Source organism: Thalassolituus marinus (assembly GCF_020320395.1).
Taxonomy (GTDB): domain Bacteria; phylum Pseudomonadota; class Gammaproteobacteria; order Pseudomonadales; family Oceanobacteraceae; genus Venatoribacter; species Venatoribacter marinus.
In genome coordinates, this window is sequence record NZ_JAEDAH010000013.1 from 44,378 (window position 1) to 67,555 (window position 23,178).

The window sequence follows — 23,178 nt, forward strand, 5'->3', positions numbered from 1 at the left end:
ACTCAGTTCTGCTATAGATTGGGGAGGAGCATAAGGACACCACCACTGTGATTCAACGACTTTCCCCGGTAGAGCATGCGCTGCCGGAGCTGATACAACTGGAAGAGCTGATTAAGCGCGGCCGTCAGCACCTGCGTATTAATGTACCGTTACACATTCCAATGGAAGGACATCAGTTACCCTTTTACGTGCTGGAAATGGGGTCAACAGCTCCTCTCGCTCCGACGCTCATTCTGACTGGTGGTGTCCATGGTATTGAGCGGATTGGCACTCAGGTCATTCTGGCCTTTCTGCGCACCCTGATTGAACGCCTCAGCTGGGACCCGGTAGCAACGGACATGCTGAGCCAGATTCGTCTGTGCCTTATTCCGATCGTTAACCCCGGCGGAATGTGGCGGAACAGTCGTTGCAATCCCCAGGGGATCGACCTGATGCGCAACGCGCCGGTCGAGGCCGAAGGTAGTCCCCCCTGGCTGGTGGCTGGCCAGCGCATCAGCCCGTCACTGCCGTGGTATCGCGGACGCAAGGGAGAAGGTATGGCCGCCGAAAGTCAGTCGCTGGTCGATGCGGTACTGGCTGAACTGCGCAACCAGAGCCATTGCATCAGTCTCGACTGTCATTCCGGTTTTGGCTACAAAGACCGCATCTGGTTTCCCTGGGCTAAGAGCGTACAGCCCTGGCCTGGCCTCGCCGAGGCCTACGCGCTGACAGAATTATTTGAACGCACCTATCCCGACCACAGCGTGTATCTGTTCGAACCCCAGGCTCACAGTTACACCACGCATGGCGACCTGTGGGATCACATATACGCGCAATACAGCGAACAGCAACCGGAGGGTACCTACCTGCCACTGACACTGGAAATGGGGTCGTGGCTGTGGGTAAAGAAGAACCCGCGTCACCTGCTTCGCTATCACAGCCTGTTTAATCCGATTCTGCCACATCGCCATAAACGTATTTTGCGCCGGCATTTCACGCTGTTTGAGTTCCTCATGTCCGCCGTGCGCAGCATGCCCGGCTGGAGCCCTATGGCTGGTGTGGAACGTCAACAGCTGACGGCAGAGGCTGAAGAGCGCTGGTACGGACGACAAAACTAAACTTTTTCGGCGCTTATGAACCAAAGACATCACAGCGGGGCCGAAACATCGTATGATAGCGGCCACGAAAATGATCAATACACCGGAAAGTTTTACCTCATGCTGTTAAACCCACGCCGATTTTCTTTTCTGTCTGCAGCCGTTCTGCTTTTTACCAGCCTGTCTTCTCAGGCAGAAATAACTGCCAGTATCGGCGCAACAACGGAATACGTCCGTGACGGCATCAGCGAAACCCGGGGACAACCAGCTCTGCAAGGCGGTGTTACCTGGCTGAGCAATACCGGCCTGTACACAGGTATCTGGTCTTCCGGCGTTGAGCGTAAAGAAGATCATGCAACCTATGAGCATGATGCTTTTGCTGGCTACTACCTGCCACTGACTGACCGCATCGCCGCAGATTTGTCTGTTACCCGGTACACCTGGGCTGGCGATACAGACATCAGAGATCAGTCCTATACCGAAGGTGCTGTGCGCCTGCTGATCAATGACGCACTGACATTCGGCTGGCGCCAGAGTGGTGACCACCTTGGCAGCGGTTTCGATATGCGTCACCTGGAGCTGGGTTACACCTGGCAGTTCAGCGACTTCTCGCTGGAATTGTTTACAGCGCAACATCGCTGGCTTGAAGTCGACGATGATGATTTCAACTTTGATGAAGACACGCAACGCGACAGCTACTGGCAGTTCCGTGTCGCCCTCGATCGCAGTTATGGGCCATGGGATATCCGCATAGCACTTAACCGTACCAACCTGTCTGCCGACTATGATGCCAGCACAGCAATCGAGTTTGGCTTTCAGCGTTACTTCCAGCTCTGGTAACCAACATGGCCGCTGATCAGCCTTCTCCCTGGATTCTGATTCGCGGCCTGATCCGCGCCCGCTACCATTGGGGTGATTTTCCCACCCGTCTGCAGCAACAACTTCCAGCGTCAACACCACTACTGATGCCTGAACTTGCAGGCAACGGCGAGCGCTGGCGCGAAAAAACGCCCTTCTCTATCCATGCAATGATGCTGGACTTACGCCAGCAGGTTAAAAACCAGCACCACAGCGATCAGCCGCTGACACTGGTGACGATTTCTATGGGCGCCATGATTGGCGCCGAATGGGCACGCTGCTTTCCCGATGAAGTGCAGGCACTGCACATGATTAATACCAGCTTCAGTAATTTGTCGACACCCTGGTCACGTATGCGCGCACGAGCCTTCTTCAGCCTCAGTGCAACGCTGCTCAGTGGTAGAGATCTGGAGGCCGCTATTCTGCGCTGGACCAGCAGTCAGCCGCGCAATGCCCTGGCAAAAGAATGGAAAGATTATGCGCAGCGACATCCTCTGAGCCTGCGTAATGCACTGGCACAGCTGTTAGCTGCAAGCCGCTATCACGGGCCACTGTCGGCCCCTGTCAGCAACGTTCATCTGTATCACAGTCTGGGCGATCAGCTGGTGAACCCACGCTGCACGGCGCGTATTGCTGAACGCTGGCAGTCACCGCTCAGTGTCCATCAACGAGCCGGACACGACTTGCCTCTGGATGCCCCAGAGTGGCTGATCAATGAGATTCTGCAGGCGTAACCGGCTGCCATTCTATGCAGCGATTATCTTCGCGAATGCCCTGACATAGGGCGAGAAATTCGTCGGTGAGAATATTGAAAGGCTGATGCAAACCACGCGGATGCGCATCAACGCCACGCGGAAAAGAAACGTTGCCATCAGTGTCCACACCGGACGGAAAGCTGGGAACATTCTGATAAAAACCCAGCAGGGTTTGCTGTTCAAATACCATCAGACTGAAAAACTGGTCGTAATCGTCGCCGCGGACTCGTTCCAGCCCCATCAGGGTACGACCATTGACGGCACCGAAATAGTAATACGACATAACGTGATCCTGCTCGCTGTCATTCAGCAACGCCGACCCCGTCTGATGCAGGTACTGTTCCGTCCATTCCGGTGTTACCGGGTTTTCAATGGGTGGCTTTTTGTAGGCGAGCGATGGCAGCGTTACCAATAACGCTGCCAGCAGAAAGATTGTCCGTAATCTGTGCTTTGGCATTAACACTCCTGAATGGCAAAGCCTGCCAAAATACTCAGGGCTGAGTCAGCTCCAGTTTCGTACCGAGGTATTTTTCCAGATCCGGTAACACAAACGCATCGTCTTCAGAAATAAAACTGATGGAAACGCCTTTGGCACCCGCCCGTCCGGTACGTCCAATACGGTGTACGTAATCTTCCGGGTCTTCCGGCAAGGTGTAGTTCACCACGTGACTGACACCATCGACGTGAATACCACGACCTGCAACATCGGTCGCGACCATGATACTGACCTGACCAGCGCGGAAACGTTCCAGCGTTTTAATACGCTTATCCTGACTGACTTCACCCGATAACAGAACGGCCTTATGACCGTGTTTATTCAGCTTGTCACACAGGTTACGAGTCAGGTCGCGACGGTTAGCAAACACGATGCAACGCTCGGGTTGCTCTTCGCTCAATACGCTCTCCAGCATTTTGTATTTATCGCTGTCGGCCAGCAGATAACAACGCTGCTCAACGCGATCAGTAGCAACCTGCTCGGGTTCAATCACGACCTGCATCGGATCTTTTGTCCACTGATCGATCAGGATACGCACGTCATAGTTAAACGTTGCCGAGAACAGCAGCGTCTGACGCTCTTCCTTCGGTGGCGTAGCGCGCACGATACGGCGTACATCCGGAATAAAGCCCATATCCAGCATGCGGTCTGCTTCATCCAGCACCAGCACTTCAACCTGATCCAGATAAACGTCCTGACTGCGCATAAAATCAATCAGACGACCTGGCGTCGCGACCAGCAGATCAACCACATGGTTGCGCAACTGCGAACGCTGCTTCTCGTAGTCCATACCACCAACGATGGTAACGATGTTCAGGCCGGTGTAACGCGCCAGACCTTCTGCATCCTTACCAATCTGCAGTGCCAGCTCACGGGTAGGGGCAACCACCAGAGCGCGAGGCTCACTGGCGTAGCGTTCTTCGGGAACGTCGGTCAGCAGTTTGTTGAGAATGGTCAGCAGGAAGGCAGCAGATTTACCGGTACCCGTTTGCGCCTGACCAATGGTGTCACGACCACGCAACGTCGCTGGCAATGCTTCGGCCTGAATCGGGGTGCAGTAGCTGAAACCCAGTTTATGAATTCCGCGCATTACGGAATCCGGCAGATCCAGATCATGGAAACGGGTTTGACCCTCGACCTTTTCAACCTTGAAATCGTCAAGGCTCCATGGCGTATCATCAACCGCAGGCTTCTCTGGCTTACGGGATTGCGTGGTTTTGCCCTTTTTCTTTTTACCCTCAGCATTATGCGCCGTGTGTTTGGCGTTATGCGTGTCCCTGGCTGGCTGGTTGGCTTGTTTCGCCTTATTTCCACGCCCTGTTGGGGTTGTTTTCTGGGCCGGCGCCTCTTTCTTACCAGAGACGGCTTTCAGCAGTTTTTTAAACAAACGTTGCTCCGTTTATATGTTTTCCGGCGCAAATTGGTAGGCGCCATACTCAGAATGTCGTTGATAATAATCTAACAGTGCGTTTTTTAATACTTCTGCCCTTGGCGGCAGACCGCAGCGCAGGTAAACCTGTGCCTGTTCAAACACGGCCTGACGAAATCGCTGCAGTCCCGCTTCAACCGCCCCTGGCTCTCCATGCAGGTTATCGGTACTGACGTAGAAGCGTCGCCCGCAAGCCACCGACAACAGCCATTCAACCGCCTGCGGTTTGACTTCTACCAGCTCGAACTCACGCTGTTTGTCTGCCGAACGACCATCTGGCTCATACCAGTAGCCGAAATCAACTAACTGACGCCGTGCTTTTCCGGCTATGCACCAGTGACTGATTTCGTGCAGCGCCGACTCATAAAAGCCGTGAGCAAAAATCAGACGATGATGTTGATTCTGACTATCTGCTGGCAAATAGATGGGCTCATCATCGCCGGCCACCAGTTCGGTGTTTTCGGTACTGAGAAATAGTTGGTTAAAAAGCTGAATCAGATCAGGAAAATGCAGCGCTGGAATCATAGTGCGGGTCCGGATACCTCCGGAGGGGTACATGTTGGGCACATACTGTCTGTTAATGTCAGGCCATGGTACCCCGCAGGTCAGATCAGCACCAGCGGGATTCTCTATTCCATGGCCTGAGTGTCGGATAAGTCTGGCATCAGTCAACGTTTAGAGTCAGAATGAGCGCCTCTCCGCAGTCGCGCTCCGTTCTGGAGGAACCGCTGCCTTCACCTTTTTAATGATTTTTTCAGCCTGGCCTGCGCCGGGCCGGATGCTTTTGTAATGACGTTCAGAAACCAGGAACTACGTGCACTACTGAAACTGACCATGCCGATTCTGGCCACCCAGCTGGCGCAGATTGGTATGGGCACGATCGATACTCTTATGTCGGGCTATGTCAGCACCCGTGATCTGGCAGCGGTCGCCATTGGTACCAGCCTGTGGCTGCCGACCTGGCTGTTTCTTGCTGGTGTGCTGGTGGCCCTGTCACCGCTGGCCGCGCGTCTGAATGCATCGGCTAAACATGATCGTTTGCCGGTTTTGCTCAGCTCCGCGCTGTGGGTCGGCATTGTGCTCGGTTCTATTGCTGGCATCCTGTTATCACTGGCTTCACTGGCGCTGACCTCAATCGTTGATGATCCGGTAACAGCCAGTATCGCCTCGCACTACACCATGGCCATTGCTGTCGGTATGCCTGGCGCGGGGATATTCCTCGCCTATCGCTTTTATGCCGAAGCCTTGAATGAAGCTGGCCAAGTCACGCGCATCATGCTGAGCGGGTTACTGCTTAATGTTCCCGCAAATGCCGTTTTTGTTTATGGCTGGTTTGGCCTGCCGGAGCTGGGCGGCGTCGGCTGTGGCATTGGCAGTTCAATTATTTTCGCCGGTATGGCCTTCGCCATGGCGCGCAACACCCGCCGCAAGCGCCTACCCGCCGACTATCCGCTGTGGCAATACGTTGCTAAGCCGCTGTACCCGCAAGTACGCGAGATTCTGAAAATCGGCATTCCGATTGGCATTGCAATTTTCTTTGAAGTGACACTGTTTACCGTTATTGCTCTGCTGCTGACGGGCCTTGGCCCGAGCGTGGTAGCAGGCCATCAGGTGGCACTGAATATCAGCTCGCTGACCTTTATGATTCCACTCAGCGTCGGTATGGCTCTGACCGTCCGCGTGGGACACTGGCTCGGCTCCGGTGAAACCGCGCTGGCAAGACGCACCGCCTGGCTGGGCATTGGTCTGAACCTCGGCGTTGCCTTATTTAATGCCACCCTCATGCTACTGTTTGCTTCCCATCTGGCAGGGCTGTATTCACCAGACCCCGCGGTCGTTAAGACAGCAGCGACCCTGATGATATTTGCCGCGATATTCCAGTTGTCAGACGCCGTGCAGGTAGGAGCTGCCGGTGCGCTACGCGGCTATCACGATACTTTTGCGGTGATGCTGATCACCTTTGTCGCCTACTGGGTTATTGGTCTGGGCAGTGGCTACTGGCTGGCCTTCTATGCGGACACCCCGTATGGCGCTCCGGGCTTCTGGACCGGCCTGATTCTCGGCCTGACTGCTGCCGCAATAGCACTCGCAATCCGACTCTATCGAGTCAGTCGCCGTCCACAATACGAGTAAGCGCTCTCTGTCCGCGGCGCACAGCATGATACACTGACGCGCCGCGAACACTGAATCTGACCGAATGTCTGAACACAATGCCCCTGTCACCCGCGTCGCTGTTATCGGAGCTGGTCCTGCTGGCCTGATGGCTGCCGAAGAAATTGCCCGTCATGGCTACCAGCCTGAGGTGTTCGACGCGATGCCCAGTGTTGCACGCAAGTTTCTGCTGGCTGGAATCGGCGGCATGAACATTACCCACTCGGAAGCCCTGCCACAGTTTCTGCAGCGCTATCGGGAAGCAGAAGACTGTCTGCAGCCGATGATCAATGCTTTTACGCCTGAAGCACTGCGCACGTGGATACATGGTCTCGGCGTGGAGACCTTTGTCGGCACTTCAGGACGGGTATTTCCCAAGGATATGAAAGCCGCCCCGCTATTGCGTGCCTGGCTGCAGCGATTACGTCAGCAAGGTGTTGTTTTTCACCCGCGTCACCGCTGGACAGGCTGGCGTCGGGAAAATAATCAGTTGATCTGGGAAATCGAAAACACGGATGGCAAAAAAGATTATCGGTTTGATGCTGTGGTACTGGCACTCGGTGGTGCCAGCTGGCCGAAACTGGGTTCTGATGGCAGCTGGTGTCTTCCCTTGAAACAACTACAGGTCGACATTGAACCGCTGAAATCCAGCAACTGTGGTTTTGAAATTCCATGGAGCAATTTCATTCAGCAACGCTTTGCCGGTACACCGGTCAAACATGTACAACTTACAGTCAGCAATCCCCAGGGCCAGACAGAGAGCCGTACCGGTGAATTTATTGTCAGCCACTACGGCGTTGAAGGCAGCCTGGTCTATGCCCTGAGTGCACCGCTGCGCGAGTCCATGCTGCACGATTCCGAATCTGCCTGCCTGACCCTCGACTGGTTACCACATACAGACGAAGAACAACTGATCCGAAAACTCAGTCAGCCACGAAAAGGACTGAGTTTTCCTAACGTATTAAAAAAGAAATTAAATCTGCCCCCCATCGCCAACGCCCTGTTACGGGAATGCTACCCACAACTGGATGTCAGTGATCACCTTGCCGTCGCCAGAGCACTTAAAAATATGCGCCTGCCAGCGGTAACCGCTACCCGTCCGATAGAAGAAGTTATCAGCTGTGCTGGCGGGGTTAAATTCAGTGAATTAAATACGCAATTAATGCTGAATAAAATCCCCGGAGTTTTTGCTGCCGGTGAGATGCTCGACTGGGAAGCACCAACCGGTGGTTACCTGCTGACCGCCTGTTTCGCCACCGGCCGCTGGGCCGGCCGCCATCTGTGCGACTGGCTGCAGGCGCAGCCAGCGGACAATCAGCAGTAACCTTGCGCCCGGCTTTATGGGCAAGGGTTAGAATGCACCTTGTGAATGCCATCAATGGCCTGCAGTAAGGATTCATCCAGCTGCAGTGCCGCCGAATCAATATTTTCCTGTAACTGCGCCAAGCTGGTTGCACCAATAATATTCGACGTCACAAAGGGCTGCTGAGTCACAAACGCCAGCGCCATCTGTGCCGGTGAGACCCCCGCCTCCTGCGCCAGAGCAACGTATTGCGCAACCGCCGCATCGGCATGCTCACCTTTGTAGCGACTGAAGCGTTCGAACAGGGTAATACGCGCATCCTGCGGTTGCTGACCATTGAGGTATTTACCGGACAATACACCAAATGCCAGTGGTGAATACGCCAGTAAACCCACCTGCTCCTGATGGGAAACTTCTGCCAAGCCAACTTCGTAACTGCGATTCAGCAGGTTATACGGATTCTGAATACTGACCGGTTTCGGCCAGCCATTGCGCTCGGCGATCTGCAGTACCTTCATGGTGCCCCAGGCGGTTTCATTCGACAGGCCGTAATGGCGGATTTTGCCTTCTGTGATCAGTTCATTCAGCGCCGCCAGCGTCTCCTCCAGTGGCGTACTGTCGGACTCGCGATGCACGTACCCCAGCTGACCAAAGAAGTTGGTCGGACGTGCCGGCCAGTGAATCTGGTAAAGATCGATATAGTCGGTCTGCAGCCGACGCAGACTACCTTCTACCGCTTCGCGGATATGCTCGCGCGTCAACTGCGGGCCATTACGGATATGCGTCATCCAGTCCCCCGGGCCTGCAACCTTGGTGGCCAGAATAACTTTGTCACGCTGTCCGCGCTCAGCGAACCAGCTGCCGATATACTGCTCTGTACGGCCCTGGGTCTCGCCTTTAGGCGGTACCGGATACATTTCGGCGGTATCAAAGAAATTGATGCCACGTTCAAGGGCGTAGTCCATCTGTTCATGGGCCTGTGCTTCGCTATTCTGCTCACCCCAGGTCATGGTCCCCAGGCACAGCGAAGTCACCATCAGGTCGGTGTTACCGAGACGTCGTTTTTCCATATTTACCTCCAAATGCAGCGGCCATGTTAACGCAAAACGCCAGAACAGCTGATGCCCACAATGGAACACTCAGTACCAACCGGCAGACTCGGCAGCGGGGATTATCGCGCTTACGACGTAAAAGCAGATAACGGTATAATGTAAATATTATTCAGAGCCGCGAGGATCCGTCAGCGCAAACATGCGCCGGCGCAGAGCATTCGCCTGGGCCCTGTCAGGCATGGTGTCGAGCAGAGTAATTAATTCGTCGCGGATAACCAGCTGCGCAGCCTGATCGGTGGCCTGAACGAGCCTTTGCAACAAAAATTCGCCCGCCTCATCAAAGCGGCCGCCGGCAGCCAGCCAGTGACTGTACAATTCAATCGCTTGCAGGTCACCCTGCTGCGCACGCTGTGCAATCTGTTGCCAGTCTCTCGCCTCTTCACTCAGGCGCGCGGCACGGCGCACCCGGGTTTGCAATTGGGCCAGTTTAGGATCACGCAGGCACTCTGCAGGTGCCTGTTGCAGACATTCCAGAGCCAGCGCTAAGCGCTGTTCAATATCCTCATCAACACCCGCCTGATCGCTACCACCCTCCAGCAAGGCTGTAATCAGAGCGATACGGGCGGTGTTATTGCCGGGATCATCAGCAATGGCGACCTGCCATAAGCGCAGCGCCTCTTCATCCAGCCCCTGCTGACGACAGGCTTCCGCCTGCAACAGCAGATCCGATGGCGGTTCAGCAATATACGGGGTAATAAAACCCAGCAACTGAGATTCACTTTGCACGCCCGTCAGGCGATCCAGCTCGTTGCCCTGCTTAATCAGCAATAAGGTGGGTAAAGTGCGCACCGCCAGCCGTTCAACCAACTGCGGATAGTCATCGGCGTTCAGGGTTAACAGTGTGAGTTCGGACGAAAAAGTCGCAGCGACTTTCTCCAGTAACGGCAATAAGGCGCGGCATGGCGCACACCAGGGGGCCCAGACATCAACCAGCAATACGTTGCTCGCCTCAGATACCAGCTGGTCAAACGAGTCTGCGGTTATTTTCTCTGTCATGGGAATGCCGGTGAATATTTCTGCACCGCTTTATGCGGTCAATCTTGATATCTTTCAACTACCGGCAACAGGATACCGTTATACTGCGCTGAATTCTCAGCTTGTGTTAACGCCTTATGCCGGAATCCAGCCCTAAACCCCAGGCCTCTGCTGCGCGTACCTTTCTTCTGTCAGTTATGATCGGTGGCTGGCTGCTGGCAACCCTGGCCGGACTATGGTGGTTTCAGCAGCAGAATGTACGGCCGTTTATCGCCAGCGACGATGATCTAAGTTATCTGCGCCCGGCCATTATCAGCGAGCGTATTCAGCCGCTGCTTACGTTATTACCAGCCGCCAGCGCGCAGCAGACCACGCTTATCCACTTCTGGAATCCGGACTGCCTGTGTAATCAACTCAGTCAGCGTCACTTCGATGGACTGGTTGCGGCCTTCGATGAGACACAGATGCGCATTCTGGTGGTGGCCCCCTCCACTACCAGTGATAGGCAACTTGAAGAATTTACCCGCCTGAACGGCGCGCGCATGCAGATCGTACGTGAGCCCGCTGGCCTTAACCTCCCCGCCAGTCCAGCTCTGGCCCTGATCAATCCGCAGGGAGAACTTGGCTACTTCGGAGCCTACGGCTTCGGTGCGTTATGTACGGTTGCCAGCGACGATTTTTTCCCAGCGATAATTCGTAAAATGCGCGCAGCAGAGGCTTATGGTCCGTTTGCCAATGTGGCAGGCAGTGGCTGCTTTTGCCACTGGCCGACCAGCAACCAGTCCGGTTAACGCAGACGCCGGCGCAATTGTTTCAGCGCACGAATCAAAGCCGCCATATCTGGCTCTGATTCAACGTACAGTGTAATTTCCAGTTGCCCGGCAAACTTCATCACGTCTTCTCTGCATTCTTCAGCAACAACGTCCGATAAACGTTGCAGGTACTGACCCGGAGCCTCTCCAGCCACTGGCTCAAGACCAAGCCTCTTTGCTCGCTGCTGCAACGCTCCCCATGCCCGGATAAAGGCTGATCTCGGCTGCGGCCGATCACGCCACCATAGCCATAGGGTCGCCAGCAAAAAGAACACGCCAAACGAGCTACCAAGAAAGTACAGCCCGCGCTTGTAATCCTGTATGCCGATAACAGTTTGCAGGAAGTTCTTCTGGCGCTGACCGTCATACGACAACACCCAACGCTGCCAGTAGTAATTCAGGCTATCGAATTCCAGGCTCAGACGATTCAGCCAACCGATCTCGCGCAGCGCGCGTGCGGTTAGCCCCTGTTCTTCGAGAAAACTGCCTTCATCAGCGACCGCCTGCTCAAGGCCGTAGAGGATACGCTCCGGCGCGACCATCGCTGTCGGATCGAAACGCACCCACCCCTGACCTTCGAGCCATGCTTCGGCCCAGGCATGAGCATCATACTGGCGAACAGTCAGGTACTGCTCCTCTTCGTTCCACTTACCGCCCTGATAACCGACCACGACCCGGGCAGGAATACCTGCACTGCGTGCCATAAAGGTGAAGGCACTGGCGTAATGCGCGCAGAATCCGCGCCGGGTATTAAACAGAAAATCGTCGATATCATTGTCGCCAAGTATTGGTGGCCGCAGGGTGTAAAAAAACGGTTCACGGCTAAAGCTCTCCATGACGCTCTGCAAGTATGCCTCTGCAGATTCCGACTGCTGCCTCAGTACGGCGGCTTTCGTCCTGGTCTGCGGATTAACCTCAGCCGGTAATTCGAGATTCACACTTCGCCATGGCTCCGGCAGAAAGTCGCCGTCGATAACCAGTTGCGGGCGCGAAATCACACGATAGCGAGTGCGGTTATGAACCTCCCGCCTGGACACCAGACGCTCATCAATGCTGACACCGGTGTAAACCTGTTGCGCACTCATACCACGTAACGCGTACAGCCATTTCTGACCAGAAGGTTCCTGAATAACGTCATAGTCGATGTTGGCATCATCCTCGGTCAGCATGCGACCTGCCGGATGCCATTTAACCGTGCGCGCCAGCCCTGCTGGCTTCCAGCTGCGACCGTCATACTGATCCAGCACCAGTGCACGCCAGTACAACTGCTCGCGCGGCGGCAAGCTGCCATCATTAAAGGTCACGCGGAATGCCAGTTCGTCAGACTGGCCAAGCCGAGCGATATCTCCCGGCGACATTTCCTCCGACAGTCCGGTGATGGCACTGGATGAGTGAAGATTCAGACTCCATAAAGGGGCCAGTCGGGGAAACAACAGGTACAGCACCAGCATCATGGGTATTGAAGCCAGCAGAATTTTCGCCGCCAGTGACGCTGTACGCCGCCCATCCGCTACGTCATCAGCACGTAAAGGATTGCGGTGTAAGGCCACCAGTGCAGTTAACAGCAACCAGCTGCAGAGAATGCCATACAGTGCCGAGAGAATGCCCTGATCAAACAGAAAGGCGACCGCCAGTACAAAGAAACTGAGAAAAATGACGATGTAGCCATCTCGCTGATAGCGCATTTCAAACACTTTCAGCACAGCACTGGCAATCATGAAGGCCGTAGCGCTTTCCAGCGATAAGGTTCGTTCAAAAGCAGTTATCACAGCCAGTGACGCCAACACCACAGCTACCAGTTTGATGACCTTGCCCGGATAAGGCAGTCGCCCAAGGTGCGTGAGCCAGCGCCAGCCAGTAGCCAGCAGCACCAGCAGCCACATCCACAACGGCAAATGCTGAGCATGGGGTAACAAAGCCGCGACGGCAGTGGCCAGCAACCACAGCAGGGAGAAGCGCGGAATCTGTTTTATATCAGCCACGTTCGTTACCCTCCTCCAGACCGTACAGCGCCAACAACGCCAGACATTCGTCACGGTGTATTTCACTGTTGCCCGGTTCTATAACTCGCCCTGGCAGACGCAGGCCGTAACGCCAGTTGCGCTGCTGCGCCTGCAATACCCAGCCGGTCAGGCGCGACAGACGAACCTCCAGCGGTGCTGGCGCCAGCGCCTCCCAATCCAGCCAGCACAAAGCGCCTTCATCATGGTCGAAATCCTTACTGACCAAACCCTGGCCACGAGCCAGTTGTTTCCAGGCAATGTGTTTGAGCGAATCGCCAGGCTGATACTGCCGCAACCCCTGAAAGTCCTGCTGTCCGGATTCCAGTGACGGTGCTCCGGCCAGCTGTTCGCCGGATTCACCGGCCACAAACTGGAACGGCACATATTCCGGATGCGGGTACACCAGCCCTTTGAAATCCAGTGCTACCCAGGTCCAGGTGCGGAATAATCCCAACGGGTAGCGGCTTTCTAGTCGCAGGCGGCCAGTGCGCAGATGACCACGCTGCAGAGCCTCATAACTGAGGATCAGAGTGGCAGGCTTGTCCGGAATCGCATCGGCCTGTGATAGCGGATAACCCGGAAAACCTATCGCCAAAGACTCGTGCCAGCGACGACTGGCCTCCAGCCTCAGCGGCAAACCGACCGAATCGCCCTGAAACACCGGGTTCACATGCCCGGCACCAAGCGTCAGGCCGGACAGATTGCGAAAAGTGAACATCATCGCCACCAGACCCACACTGAACAGCCAGAAGGTCAGGCCGTAAATAAGACTGTTCTGGTAATTAATGGCGGTAATCAGCATCACGACCAGCATCAGCAAGTAGAGCGCACCGGTTGCCGTAGGCAAAATAAAGATAGAACGATGACTCAGCGTTACCTGCGACGCAGGTGGAATGCGCCGGTCAAGCCATCGTTGCCACCGCTGACGTATGCGCTGCTTAACCGACATCAGACCAGAACCGCAACGCTGTTCAGGATGCGTTGGGAAACCGCATGAGAACCGCCCTCCGCAGCTTCGGCAAGGCGGTGATCAACCACCGCAGGTAATACTGCCTGAATATCTTCCGGTAACAGATGCCCGCGCCCGGCCGAGACCAGCGCCCAGGCTTTGGCACTGCGTAATAAGGCCAGCGCACCACGTGGAGACAGACCGTACTGATACCCGCCCTCGTAACGGGTAAAGGCAATGATGCGCTGCAAGTAATCAAGCACAGTCGCTGATGCCTGAACCTCATTGACCTGCTGCTGCAGGGCCTGAAGTTCCTGCATACTGATAGCGGCCTGCACCTGATTGGCCAGCGCCCGGTGATCCTTACCTTCGAGCAGAGCGCGTTCTGCACGCTCATCCGGATAACCCAGCTGAATGCGCATCAGAAAACGGTCCAGCTGAGATTCTGGTAACGGGAAGGTACCAGACTGCGATACCGGGTTCTGGGTAGCGATAACGAAAAACGGCTGTGGCAAGGGGCGGGTTTCCCCTTCTACCGTCACCTGCCCTTCTTCCATCGCCTCCAGCAATGCACTCTGCGCTTTCGGCGTGGCACGGTTGATTTCATCGGCCAGCAACACCTGACTGAAGACTGGCCCCGGATGGAAGCGGAAGCGGCCCTGATCTGAACCTGCCTCGCGCTCAAAAATACTGACTCCGAGAATATCCGCGGGTAACAGATCGGAAGTAAACTGTATGCGCTTGTAGTCCAGTCCCATGGTGCCTGCCAACGCATGTGATAGCGTGGTTTTACCCATGCCAGGTAAATCTTCGATCAGTAAATGTCCTCGAGCCAGCAGACAGCTCAGTGCCAGCTTTACCTGTTCTTCTTTACCCAGAATGACCTGATTGAGTTGTGCTAATACCCGGGCAATCGCTGTCATGACCTTATCCTGAAAAATTCTCGTGTCGTCAGGATAATAGACTGCGGCCTGACGGCCAAAGGTCTGAGCGTAAGGATTGTAAAGAGATCACAAATAAAAAAGGCGAAGCATGCTTGCTTCGCCTTTTATTCACGTCATTGACTCAATAATCAGAGCGCATCCAGGCCTGCAGCCAGATCACGTTTAATGTCTTCAACATTCTCCAGCCCAACCGCTACCCGCAGCAATGCTTGCGTGATACCAGCTTTCTGACGCTCTTCTTCTGACAATCGACCGTGGGTCGTAGTACCCGGATGAGTGATGGTTGTTTTCGCATCACCGAGGTTCGCGGTGATAGAAATCATGCGCGTAGCATCAACCACTTTCCAGGCTTCCTCCCGACCACCTTCAACTTCAAACGACAACACACCACCAAACATGCGCTGCTGTTTTTTCGCCAGTTCATGGCCACTGTGATCCGCTAAACCACAGTAGTTTACTTTTTTCACTTTTGGATGCGACTGCAACCATTGCGCCAGCGCCAGTGCGTTGTCGCTGTGCACGCGCATGCGCAGAGCCAGCGTTTCCAGACCTTTAAGGAAAACCCAGGCGTTAAACGGACTCATGGTCGGGCCTGCGGAACGCAGTACACCAATTACCGGCTCAATCAGTTCGGCTGAACCAACCACTGCACCGCCCATGCAACGACCCTGACCATCGATATATTTGGTTGCAGAATGCACAACGAGATCCGCACCCAGTTTCAGAGGCTGCTGCAGCGCCGGCGTACAGAAACAGTTATCAACGACAAACAAAGCGCCAGCGTTGTGTGCAATGCCGGCGATTGCCGCCAGATCTGCAACATCATTCAGTGGATTCGACGGCGATTCCAGGAACAGCATTTTGGTTTGCGGGCGAATTTTATTCTGCCAGTCGTTGAGATCGAGCAAATCAACATAGTCGATATCGACGTTGAATTTACGCAGGAATTTCTCGAACAGCACAATGGTGCTGCCAAAAACACTGGCAGAACACAGGACATGATCACCAGCCTTCAGGTGAGCGATCGCCACTGCATAGATAGCGGCCATACCGGAAGACGTTGCTGCACAGGCTTCACCGCCTTCCAGTGCCGCCAGACGATCTTCAAACGTACGCACGGTTGGATTGGTGTAACGGGAATAAACATTCCCCTCGGATTCACCACCAAAACGCGCTGCCGCCTCTGCAGCCGAGTTAAATACGTAGCTGCTGGTCGCGAAAATAGGTTCACCGTGTTCGCATTCGTGAGTACGAACCTGACCGGCACGAACGGCCAGTGTCTCAAACTCACAACCATCCAGATCAGACTGGTAGCGCGCATTAAATTCAGAAAAATCTGCCATGCTCAGGCCTTACGCTCAGGATTCGGTTTCGTTGTGAAGATCGATTGCCACATTATCCATGGCTGCACGTTGTCCTTTGGATGCATCGTTACGCAGTTCGCGCAGGCGGTCAAAGTAAGCATCGTCGATATCGCCGGTGACATACTTACCATCAAATACCGAGCAATCGAATTCGCGTACTTTTGACTTACTGCCTTCAATACAAGCTGCTTTAAGATCTTCCAGATCCTGATACACCAGCCAGTCTGCACCAATCGCTTCAGCCACTTCTTCGGTGGTGCGATTATGAGCAATAAATTCTTCCTTCGCCGGCATATCGATGCCGTACACGTTCGGATAGCGCACTGCTGGGGCGGCTGATGCAAAGTACACTTTGTTCGCACCCGCTTCACGCGCCATTTCAATAATCTGTTCGCAGGTAGTACCGCGCACAATGGAATCGTCAACCAGCAGCACGTTTTTACCGCGGAATTCCAGATCCAGAGCATTCAGTTTCTGCTTAACCGATTTCTTACGCTGCTGCTGACCCGGCATGATGAAAGTACGGCCGATGTAACGGTTTTTCATAAACCCTTCACGGTACTTAACACCAAGGCGATTGGCTAATTCCAGCGCTGATGAACGACTGGTATCCGGAATCGGAATAACCACATCAATATCGTGATTCGGACGTTCACGCAGAATTTTTTCTGCCAGTTTTTCACCCATACGCAGACGGGCTTTATACACCGCAATGCTGTCGATAATGGAATCGGCACGGGCAAAATACACGTGTTCAAAAATACATGGCACCAGCTGTGAATTTTCCGCGCACTGCTGCGTAAACAGTTCACCATTTTCGGTTACGACGATAGCTTCGCCCGGTGCGATATCACGCTCACGTTTGAAACCCAGCGCATCCAGTGCAACAGATTCAGAAGCCACCATATATTCCGGACCCTTGGCTGTATCACGACGACCAAATACCGCCGGACGGATACCATTAGGATCACGGAAAGCAATCATGCCGTAGCCACTGATCATAGCAACGACCGCATAACCACCACGTACGCGCTTGTGTACTTCAGCTACCGCATTGAAGATCATTTCCGGCGTTGGTTGCAGCTGTTTCTGCTCGGCAAGTTCGTGCGCGAAAATGTTCAGCAGTACTTCGGAGTCAGAAGTGGTGTTGATGTGACGCAGGTCTTCACGGTAGATGTCACCTGCCAGCTCTTCAGCGTTGGTCAGGTTACCGTTGTGCGCCAGCACGATACCGTACGGAGAGTTCACGTAAAACGGCTGAGCTTCTGCCGAGCTTGAGCTGCCGGCAGTCGGGTAACGAACGTGGCCGATACCCATATTACCGATCAGGCGTTGCATATGACGGGTACGGAATACATCCGATACCAGGCCATTATCCTTTCGCAGACAGAACTTGTTCTGATAGCTGGTTACGATACCGGCAGCATCCTGCCCACGGTGCTGTAAAACTGTCAGGGCATCATAGATAGCCTGATTCACATGGGATTTGCCAACGATACCCACTATTCCGCACATGCGCGTTAAACCTCAAACAAGCTGACTGAATTCTATTTTGTCATCGACATCACCTGATCTGCAGCTCCGGGCAACGTCTTACGGGCCCAGTCAGCAACGGATTCAAGGTGAGGGATAAATGTTGATTCTTTCCACCATACGTCCTGAGGAACCATGGTGAACTGCAGCCCATAAACAATGGCTACCAGAATTATGAGTCCGCGGATCAGACCGAAGACCATACCGAACACACGGTCTGTACCACCCAGGCCGGTCATTCTGACCATCTCGACCACCAGATGATTAACCATAGCACCGATTGCAACCGTGCCGGCAAAGAGGATAACGAATGCGATAATCCAACGCAGAGAATTGGTTTCCACCATGCCATCGAGCAGAGTGGCGAGGTTACCGCTGAACAACCGGGCGACGATGAAAGCTGCGATCCAGCTGGCCAGAGACAAAGCTTCTTTAACAAAGCCGCGTTTAAGGCTGATCAGTCCTGATACGGCCAGAACTGCCAGTATCACCCAATCAATTACCGCCATGGATAGCCCCGATTGATAGTAGCGCCAGACGGCGATACAAAATTAACTGTTCCTGACCGTTCAGTCGCACAGGCGGGCCTGAACCAGTCAAAGAGAGAGAGCCGCGAACAACCGCCAGCCCTCAGGAGCGCGAAGTATACCAAAGCAATGCGTTGAGGAAAGCTGAACTTTCCATCCACCGCGATCACTCAGGACTCAGCACGATAACGTTTGATATGAATGTCTTTCTGGCCTAGATCTTTCACCAGTTTTTTCTGCAACGCTTCAATTTCGCTACGCTGCACTTCCGGACCAACATACACGCGGGTCAGGTTGTCTGCCGGAAAGGTCTGGGTATAGGCCTTGTACCCTTTGGAACGCAGCTTATCACGCAGACCATTGGCGTTATCCAGATCAGAGAATGCCCCTAACTGCAGAGTCCAGGCATAAGGCACACCCTCCTGATCAAGCGACGTTCGGTCTACCCGCACACCCGGTGGCTGCGGATCATCCTGAATAACGACCCGACTGTCCGGAACGGCTATCTGCGCTTCTGCTTCGCCCGACGCCAGCTGCTCCAGTTCAATACGAACCCGTCGCTCATCCTCAACATAGCCAGAATCAGCAGTTGCCGGCATCGGTGGCAGTACCGTTTGTAGCCCCGCCTGACGGCGCGATCCATCCAGCACAATCGGCAACGCGATTGCAATTGCCACAACCGTTACGAATGCCCCGAGGATTCGCTTCTTCAGATGCTGTTCCAAACGTCCTTCTCCTGTCTGATGACATCCATAGCAGCCTCTACCGTGTAGAAAGACCCGCAAACCAACCAATGGCCCTGATCCGGTAACTGATCCATTGCCGCAGCAACATTTTCCAAAACTCGGTCGGCAGAGTCTTCACCCAGCCGCTGAGCCAGTTCAGCTGCCTGCAGGCCGCGAGGGCAGCTGAGTCCGACCAGTAAACGTTGTTTCGACCGTGGCAGAACCCGGGCAACAGCCTGTACATCTTTATCGCCGAGCATGCCGAGAATCAGGCCATCCACCTCTACCAGTACCTGACCGAGATATGCCGCAGCCTGCTCGTTATGCGCCACATCCAGAGTCAGCGTCAGACTGCCGCGCTGCCATGACTGTAAACGCCCCGCTACACGTAACGAGCCGACTACATTCTGCGTTGTTTGCAGATCAGGCAAGCGATCAACCAGCGCCAGTGTCTGAATCGCCGTGGCGACATTATGGTAAGGAATCGCCGCCAGCGGCAGCGACCAGTTCACATCACTGCCCTGTTGCTGGAAACGCAGTTCAAGACCCGTTTCTGTTTTAGTCACATCGAACTGCTCGCCCCGGCAGTGCCACAAACCACCGATGGTATCGACCGTTTGCTTAGCCGTCTGCGGCGGCTTCGACTGCCCACAAACCAGATATTTACCCTGACGGGCGATGCCCATTTTCTCAATGGCGATCAGCTCTTCGGTATCACCCAGCCAGGCCTGATGATCAAGTCCAATACTGGTGACCACAGAAATATCCGGATCAACAATATTTACCGCATCGAGGCGACCACCAAGACCGACTTCCAGCACGCAGGCGTCCAGGTTCTGTTCAGAGAACCATTTGAAAGCGGCCAGTGTGCCGAACTCGAAGTACGTCAGGCTCACATCACCACGGGCTGCTTCAACCGCCCTGAATCCTTCGCACAGCGCTTCATCCGATACCTCACTGCCATTCACCGCTACCCGTTCGTTGTAACGCTGAATATGGGGCGAGCTGTAGACGCCGACATTCAGGCCCTGGGCACGCAATAATGCGGCAATCAGTGCGGACGTTGTGCCTTTGCCATTCGTCCCCCCCACTACAATGGTCAGCGGTGCCGGCTTACTGCATCCCAGTACGTCAGCCACCTGACGGATACGACCAAGACCCAGTTCAATTTCGGTAGGATGAAGCGATTCCAGACGCTCGAGCCATTGACTGAGCGTCGCTGTCTGTGCGTTAAAGGTCATACAGAATCAGGCATCCAGTGCCGTACGCATACTGTTAACCAGAGCAGAAACTGCCTGCTGCGCCGCCGCAGAATCTTCTGCATTGGTCGCAATCAGGTTAACAATCGCCGAGCCCACGATAACACCGTCACACACTTTGGATACTGCCGCCGCGGTTTCGCCATTACTGATACCAAAGCCCACGCCCACGGGAATGGAAACGTGCTTACGGATACGGTCGAGGTTGCGTGCCACGTCATCCACATCCAGCGCTTTTGAACCGGTTACGCCCTTCAGCGACACGTAGTACACATAGCCACTGCCCGCCTTACCGATCGCTTCAATGCGCGCGTCGGTGGTGGTCGGGGCAATCAGGTAAATCATGTCGAGATCGCGGGTTTTAAAGAAATCCGCCACATCAACAGCTTCTTCTGGTGGAAGATCCACCATCAGCACACCATCCACACCAGCGGCTACTGCCGTTTCGGCGAAGGCTTCATAGCCCATGCGCTCAACCGGGTTGAGATAACCCATCAACACCACCGGGGTGTTGTTGTCGGTTTTACGGAACTCCGCCACCATCGGCAGTACATCACGCAGCGAGGTGTTATGCGCCAGCGCGCGCTCACAAGCCAGCTGAATGGTCGGGCCATCAGCCATCGGATCAGAGAACGGCACACCCAGCTCGATCAGATCAGCACCAGCCGCAACCAGCGCGTGCATCATAGGTACAGTGGCTTCTTTCTGCGGATCACCCGCCGTAATGTATGGAATCAGCGCTTTTTTGCCTGCGGCTTCCAGCGTTGCAAATGCAGTTTTAATACGGGACATCTCAGTCTCCTGAATTCGGTTTCAGCCCGGCTTCTGAGCCAGGCCGATTTAATCTTTTTTATTTCCAGCTGCTATCGAAGCGCCCCGGGAGAACACTCTTACACCCCGGAGCGTTACGAGCGCTGAAGATACAAGGCAAGAAACAGCGAAAGAGCGCAGTGTAGTTGACCTACATGAGCATCTTGAGCTGTTTCTTAACGCCGTAGCTTCGAGCGCAGTAGCTCCGAATGGCTAAGCGCAGCAGCTCCGACCAAACTTAAGCGGTTACACCGTCAAGAGCGGCAATGGTATGAATGTCTTTATCACCACGCCCCGACAGGTTCACCACGATGACCTTGTCTTTATCCATGGTCGCCGCCAGCTTCATGGCATAAGCCACCGCATGGGAAGATTCCAGCGCCGGCATAATGCCTTCCAGCTGAGTCAGCTTATGGAACGCATCCAGTGCTTCATCATCGGTAGCGGCTACGTAGTTCGCACGATTAACATCTTTCAACCAGCTGTGCTCAGGGCCAACACCCGGATAATCCAGACCAGCAGAAATCGAGTGCGTGCCCATGATCTGGCCGTTCTCATCTTCCATCAGATAGGTACGGTTGCCGTGCAGAACGCCCGGGCGACCTTTGCTCAGCGGTGCCGCGTGCTGGTCACCATCGAGGCCCAGACCACCGGCTTCAACGCCGTACATAGCCACTTCCGGGTACTTGATGTATGGATAGAACAGACCAATGGCGTTTGAACCACCGCCGACACAGGCAACCAGCGCATCCGGCTGACGGCCAATCTGCTCTTCACTCTGACGCTGAACTTCACGGCCAATCACGCTCTGGAAATCACGCACCAGCATCGGGTACGGGTGAGGACCAGCAGCAGTACCAATAATGTAGAAAGTGTCGTCGACGTTAGTTACCCAGTGGCGCATAGCTTCATTCATAGCGTCTTTCAGGGTTTTGGTGCCGGAGGTAACTGATTCAACTTCAGCACCCAGCAGCTTCATACGGTAAACGTTCAGTTTCTGGCGCTCGACGTCGGTAGAGCCCATGAAAACCTTACATTCCAGACCGAAACGCGCCGCTACTGTTGCAGAGGCCACGCCGTGCTGACCGGCGCCGGTTTCGGCAATCACTTTCTTCTTACCCATGAACTTGGCCAGCAGTGCCTGACCAATGGTGTTGTTCACCTTGTGCGCGCCGGTGTGGTTCAGATCTTCGCGCTTCAGCCAGATCTGGGCACCACCGCACTCTTCCGTCAGACGCTCAGCGAAATACAATGGCGATGGACGGCCGACATAGTGTGCCAGGTCTTTATCAAACGCAGCCTGAAACTCAGGGTCATCACGCAGTTTTTCATACACTTCGGTCAGTTCTTCTAACGCTGCGGTCAGGGTTTCAGAAACGAAACGGCCGCCGTGGATACCAAAATGTCCACGCGCATCCGGCAGGTCGATATCAAATGGGTTGTTGGTCGACACGATACACCTCATTAACAAATTCTGTGATTTTGCCGTGATCTTTGATGCCCTTACTGGCTTCAACCCCGCCACTCACATCCACCGCAAACGGTTTCACCGTGGAGATGCCAAGGGCGAGATTCTCAGTGGTCAGACCACCGGCAAGAATAATTGGTTTTGGTAATTCATCCGGTACCAGCGACCAGTCAAAGGTCTCGCCAGTACCACCGGGCACCCCCGGTTTATAACTGTCTAGAAGAATTGCCAGTGCGCCTGGGAAGCGCATGCACGACGCCACCACATCCGACGCTTGCCGGACACGGATGGCTTTGATGTAGGGATGTTTGAACTGACTGCAGAAGTCATCTTCTTCATCACCGTGGAATTGAAGTAAATCGATTCTAACGCTATCCAGAACCTTTTGCACCTCAGCAGGCTCAGGATTAACGAACAGAGCTGTCACGCTGACAAACGCTGGCACAGCCTCGATCACCGCGCGAGCTGTTTCAATATCTACTGCACGCGGGCTCGGCGCATAGAACACCAGGCCAACTGCATCAGCACCAGCCTTGACCGCCGCAACGGCGTCCTCAGCCCGTGTAAGACCACAGATTTTGATACGGGTGCGAGTTTGGCGAACAGACATAACGGCTTCCGTTTAAATG

The 23,178-nt window shown here is 54.5% G+C and carries 22 protein-coding genes; 6 read left to right on the forward strand and 16 right to left on the reverse strand.

Annotation, left to right across the window (positions count from 1 at the left end; translation table 11 throughout):
• Nucleotides 1-47 precede the first annotated feature (47 nt).
• From I9W95_RS03180 to I9W95_RS03190, 3 genes are all read left to right on the forward strand, one after another.
• Complete coding sequence (locus tag I9W95_RS03180; RefSeq protein WP_225671774.1) at nucleotides 48-1,097, forward strand: M14 family zinc carboxypeptidase; 1,050 nt, start codon at nucleotides 48-50, stop codon at nucleotides 1,095-1,097.
• Nucleotides 1,098-1,196: 99 nt separating this feature from the next.
• Nucleotides 1,197-1,916, forward strand: coding sequence for a TorF family putative porin (locus tag I9W95_RS03185; RefSeq protein ID WP_225671776.1), 720 nt, complete (start codon nucleotides 1,197-1,199; stop codon nucleotides 1,914-1,916).
• 5 nt (nucleotides 1,917-1,921) lie between these two features.
• A complete protein-coding gene (locus tag I9W95_RS03190) occupies nucleotides 1,922-2,668 on the forward strand; it encodes an alpha/beta fold hydrolase (protein ID WP_225671778.1) in 747 nt (248 codons plus the stop codon).
• Here the strand turns inward: I9W95_RS03190 and I9W95_RS03195 are convergent.
• From I9W95_RS03195 to I9W95_RS03205, 3 genes are read right to left on the reverse strand one after another with little or no spacing between them, the layout of a single operon-like run.
• Nucleotides 2,646-3,146, reverse strand: coding sequence for a hypothetical protein (locus tag I9W95_RS03195; protein WP_225671780.1), 501 nt, complete (start codon nucleotides 3,144-3,146; stop codon nucleotides 2,646-2,648). The two genes, I9W95_RS03190 and I9W95_RS03195, sit on opposite strands and share 23 nt — an antisense overlap.
• A 34-nt stretch (nucleotides 3,147-3,180) precedes the next feature.
• Nucleotides 3,181-4,572 carry an ATP-dependent RNA helicase RhlB gene (rhlB, locus tag I9W95_RS03200; RefSeq protein ID WP_225671782.1) on the reverse strand — a complete coding sequence of 464 codons (1,392 nt, stop codon included), beginning with the start codon at nucleotides 4,570-4,572 and terminating at the stop codon, nucleotides 3,181-3,183.
• A 12-nt stretch (nucleotides 4,573-4,584) separates the two neighbouring features.
• Nucleotides 4,585-5,139, reverse strand: coding sequence for an elongation factor P hydroxylase (locus tag I9W95_RS03205; protein WP_225671783.1), 555 nt, complete (start codon nucleotides 5,137-5,139; stop codon nucleotides 4,585-4,587).
• 264 nt (nucleotides 5,140-5,403) lie between these two features.
• On the opposite strand from I9W95_RS03205, the gene I9W95_RS03210 reads away from it, so the two are divergent.
• Nucleotides 5,404-6,747, forward strand: coding sequence for an MATE family efflux transporter (locus I9W95_RS03210; RefSeq protein WP_225671786.1), 1,344 nt, complete (start codon nucleotides 5,404-5,406; stop codon nucleotides 6,745-6,747).
• Nucleotides 6,748-6,811: 64 nt separating this feature from the next.
• The gene (locus tag I9W95_RS03215) at nucleotides 6,812-8,089 is read left to right on the forward strand and encodes a BaiN/RdsA family NAD(P)/FAD-dependent oxidoreductase (RefSeq protein WP_225671788.1); all 1,278 of its coding nucleotides are present in this window, start codon (nucleotides 6,812-6,814) and stop codon (nucleotides 8,087-8,089) included.
• A 14-nt stretch (nucleotides 8,090-8,103) separates the two neighbouring features.
• Here the strand turns inward: I9W95_RS03215 and I9W95_RS03220 are convergent, their stop codons facing one another.
• Together I9W95_RS03220 and I9W95_RS03225 are read right to left on the reverse strand one after the other, a co-directional pair.
• Nucleotides 8,104-9,138: an NADP(H)-dependent aldo-keto reductase gene (locus I9W95_RS03220; RefSeq protein ID WP_225671790.1), complete on the reverse strand. Its 1,035-nt coding sequence runs from the start codon at nucleotides 9,136-9,138 to the stop codon at nucleotides 8,104-8,106.
• A 147-nt stretch (nucleotides 9,139-9,285) separates the two neighbouring features.
• Complete coding sequence (locus I9W95_RS03225; RefSeq protein WP_225671792.1) at nucleotides 9,286-10,176, reverse strand: thioredoxin domain-containing protein; 891 nt, start codon at nucleotides 10,174-10,176, stop codon at nucleotides 9,286-9,288.
• Between the two features lie 116 nt (nucleotides 10,177-10,292).
• Here I9W95_RS03225 and I9W95_RS03230 point away from each other — a divergent pair, with 116 nt between their 5' ends.
• Nucleotides 10,293-10,946 carry a DUF6436 domain-containing protein gene (locus I9W95_RS03230; RefSeq protein ID WP_225671794.1) on the forward strand — a complete coding sequence of 218 codons (654 nt, stop codon included), beginning with the start codon at nucleotides 10,293-10,295 and terminating at the stop codon, nucleotides 10,944-10,946.
• On the opposite strand, the gene I9W95_RS03235 is transcribed toward I9W95_RS03230, so the two are convergent.
• The 11 genes from I9W95_RS03235 to I9W95_RS03285 all read right to left on the reverse strand — a co-directional run bounded on the left by I9W95_RS03235 (nucleotide 10,943) and on the right by I9W95_RS03285 (nucleotide 23,159).
• The gene (locus I9W95_RS03235) at nucleotides 10,943-12,949 is read right to left on the reverse strand and encodes a transglutaminase family protein (RefSeq protein WP_225671796.1); all 2,007 of its coding nucleotides are present in this window, start codon (nucleotides 12,947-12,949) and stop codon (nucleotides 10,943-10,945) included. The genes I9W95_RS03230 and I9W95_RS03235 overlap by 4 nt on opposite strands.
• A complete protein-coding gene (locus tag I9W95_RS03240; RefSeq protein WP_225671798.1) occupies nucleotides 12,942-13,919 on the reverse strand; it encodes a DUF58 domain-containing protein in 978 nt (325 codons plus the stop codon). The genes I9W95_RS03235 and I9W95_RS03240 overlap by 8 nt, the downstream gene beginning before the upstream one ends.
• Nucleotides 13,919-14,842, reverse strand: coding sequence for an AAA family ATPase (locus I9W95_RS03245; RefSeq protein ID WP_225671800.1), 924 nt, complete (start codon nucleotides 14,840-14,842; stop codon nucleotides 13,919-13,921). The genes I9W95_RS03240 and I9W95_RS03245 overlap by 1 nt, the downstream gene beginning before the upstream one ends.
• A gap of 149 nt (nucleotides 14,843-14,991) precedes the next feature.
• On the reverse strand, nucleotides 14,992-16,206 hold the full coding sequence (locus tag I9W95_RS03250) for an O-succinylhomoserine sulfhydrylase (RefSeq protein ID WP_225671802.1): 1,215 nt from the start codon (nucleotides 16,204-16,206) through the stop codon (nucleotides 14,992-14,994).
• A 15-nt stretch (nucleotides 16,207-16,221) separates the two neighbouring features.
• The gene (gene purF / locus I9W95_RS03255) at nucleotides 16,222-17,742 is read right to left on the reverse strand and encodes an amidophosphoribosyltransferase (RefSeq protein ID WP_225671804.1); all 1,521 of its coding nucleotides are present in this window, start codon (nucleotides 17,740-17,742) and stop codon (nucleotides 16,222-16,224) included.
• 32 nt (nucleotides 17,743-17,774) lie between these two features.
• On the reverse strand, nucleotides 17,775-18,269 hold the full coding sequence (locus tag I9W95_RS03260) for a CvpA family protein (RefSeq protein WP_225671807.1): 495 nt from the start codon (nucleotides 18,267-18,269) through the stop codon (nucleotides 17,775-17,777).
• Nucleotides 18,270-18,457: 188 nt separating this feature from the next.
• Nucleotides 18,458-19,012, reverse strand: coding sequence for an SPOR domain-containing protein (locus I9W95_RS03265; RefSeq protein WP_225671809.1), 555 nt, complete (start codon nucleotides 19,010-19,012; stop codon nucleotides 18,458-18,460).
• Nucleotides 18,997-20,253, reverse strand: coding sequence for a bifunctional folylpolyglutamate synthase/dihydrofolate synthase (locus I9W95_RS03270; protein WP_225671811.1), 1,257 nt, complete (start codon nucleotides 20,251-20,253; stop codon nucleotides 18,997-18,999). The genes I9W95_RS03265 and I9W95_RS03270 overlap by 16 nt, the downstream gene beginning before the upstream one ends.
• 6 nt (nucleotides 20,254-20,259) lie before the next feature.
• Nucleotides 20,260-21,063, reverse strand: a complete 804-nt coding sequence (trpA, locus tag I9W95_RS03275; RefSeq protein WP_225671813.1) for a tryptophan synthase subunit alpha — start codon at nucleotides 21,061-21,063, stop codon at nucleotides 20,260-20,262.
• Between the two features lie 256 nt (nucleotides 21,064-21,319).
• A complete protein-coding gene (trpB, locus tag I9W95_RS03280; protein WP_225671815.1) occupies nucleotides 21,320-22,546 on the reverse strand; it encodes a tryptophan synthase subunit beta in 1,227 nt (408 codons plus the stop codon).
• Nucleotides 22,512-23,159 (reverse strand): phosphoribosylanthranilate isomerase, encoded by a 648-nt coding sequence (locus tag I9W95_RS03285; protein WP_225671817.1) that lies wholly within the window; start codon nucleotides 23,157-23,159, stop codon nucleotides 22,512-22,514. The genes trpB and I9W95_RS03285 overlap by 35 nt, the downstream gene beginning before the upstream one ends.
• Nucleotides 23,160-23,178: the final 19 nt, after the last annotated feature.

Coding starts and splice junctions, on each gene's coding strand:
- I9W95_RS03185 (WP_225671776.1), top strand. CDS start 1,197: ATGCTGTTAAACCCACGCCGATTTTCTTTTCTGTCTGCAGCCGTTCTG.
- I9W95_RS03190 (WP_225671778.1), top strand. CDS start 1,922: ATGGCCGCTGATCAGCCTTCTCCCTGGATTCTGATTCGCGGCCTGATC.
- I9W95_RS03195 (WP_225671780.1), bottom strand. CDS start 3,146: ATGCCAAAGCACAGATTACGGACAATCTTTCTGCTGGCAGCGTTATTG.
- I9W95_RS03205 (WP_225671783.1), bottom strand. CDS start 5,139: ATGATTCCAGCGCTGCATTTTCCTGATCTGATTCAGCTTTTTAACCAA.
- I9W95_RS03210 (WP_225671786.1), top strand. CDS start 5,404: ATGACGTTCAGAAACCAGGAACTACGTGCACTACTGAAACTGACCATG.
- I9W95_RS03215 (WP_225671788.1), top strand. CDS start 6,812: ATGTCTGAACACAATGCCCCTGTCACCCGCGTCGCTGTTATCGGAGCT.
- I9W95_RS03220 (WP_225671790.1), bottom strand. CDS start 9,138: ATGGAAAAACGACGTCTCGGTAACACCGACCTGATGGTGACTTCGCTG.
- I9W95_RS03225 (WP_225671792.1), bottom strand. CDS start 10,176: ATGACAGAGAAAATAACCGCAGACTCGTTTGACCAGCTGGTATCTGAG.
- I9W95_RS03230 (WP_225671794.1), top strand. CDS start 10,293: ATGCCGGAATCCAGCCCTAAACCCCAGGCCTCTGCTGCGCGTACCTTT.
- I9W95_RS03240 (WP_225671798.1), bottom strand. CDS start 13,919: ATGTCGGTTAAGCAGCGCATACGTCAGCGGTGGCAACGATGGCTTGAC.
- I9W95_RS03245 (WP_225671800.1), bottom strand. CDS start 14,842: ATGACAGCGATTGCCCGGGTATTAGCACAACTCAATCAGGTCATTCTG.
- I9W95_RS03250 (WP_225671802.1), bottom strand. CDS start 16,206: ATGGCAGATTTTTCTGAATTTAATGCGCGCTACCAGTCTGATCTGGAT.
- purF (WP_225671804.1), bottom strand. CDS start 17,742: ATGTGCGGAATAGTGGGTATCGTTGGCAAATCCCATGTGAATCAGGCT.
- I9W95_RS03260 (WP_225671807.1), bottom strand. CDS start 18,269: ATGGCGGTAATTGATTGGGTGATACTGGCAGTTCTGGCCGTATCAGGA.
- I9W95_RS03270 (WP_225671811.1), bottom strand. CDS start 20,253: ATGACCTTTAACGCACAGACAGCGACGCTCAGTCAATGGCTCGAGCGT.
- trpA (WP_225671813.1), bottom strand. CDS start 21,063: ATGTCCCGTATTAAAACTGCATTTGCAACGCTGGAAGCCGCAGGCAAA.
- trpB (WP_225671815.1), bottom strand. CDS start 22,546: ATGAGGTGTATCGTGTCGACCAACAACCCATTTGATATCGACCTGCCG.
- I9W95_RS03285 (WP_225671817.1), bottom strand. CDS start 23,159: ATGTCTGTTCGCCAAACTCGCACCCGTATCAAAATCTGTGGTCTTACA.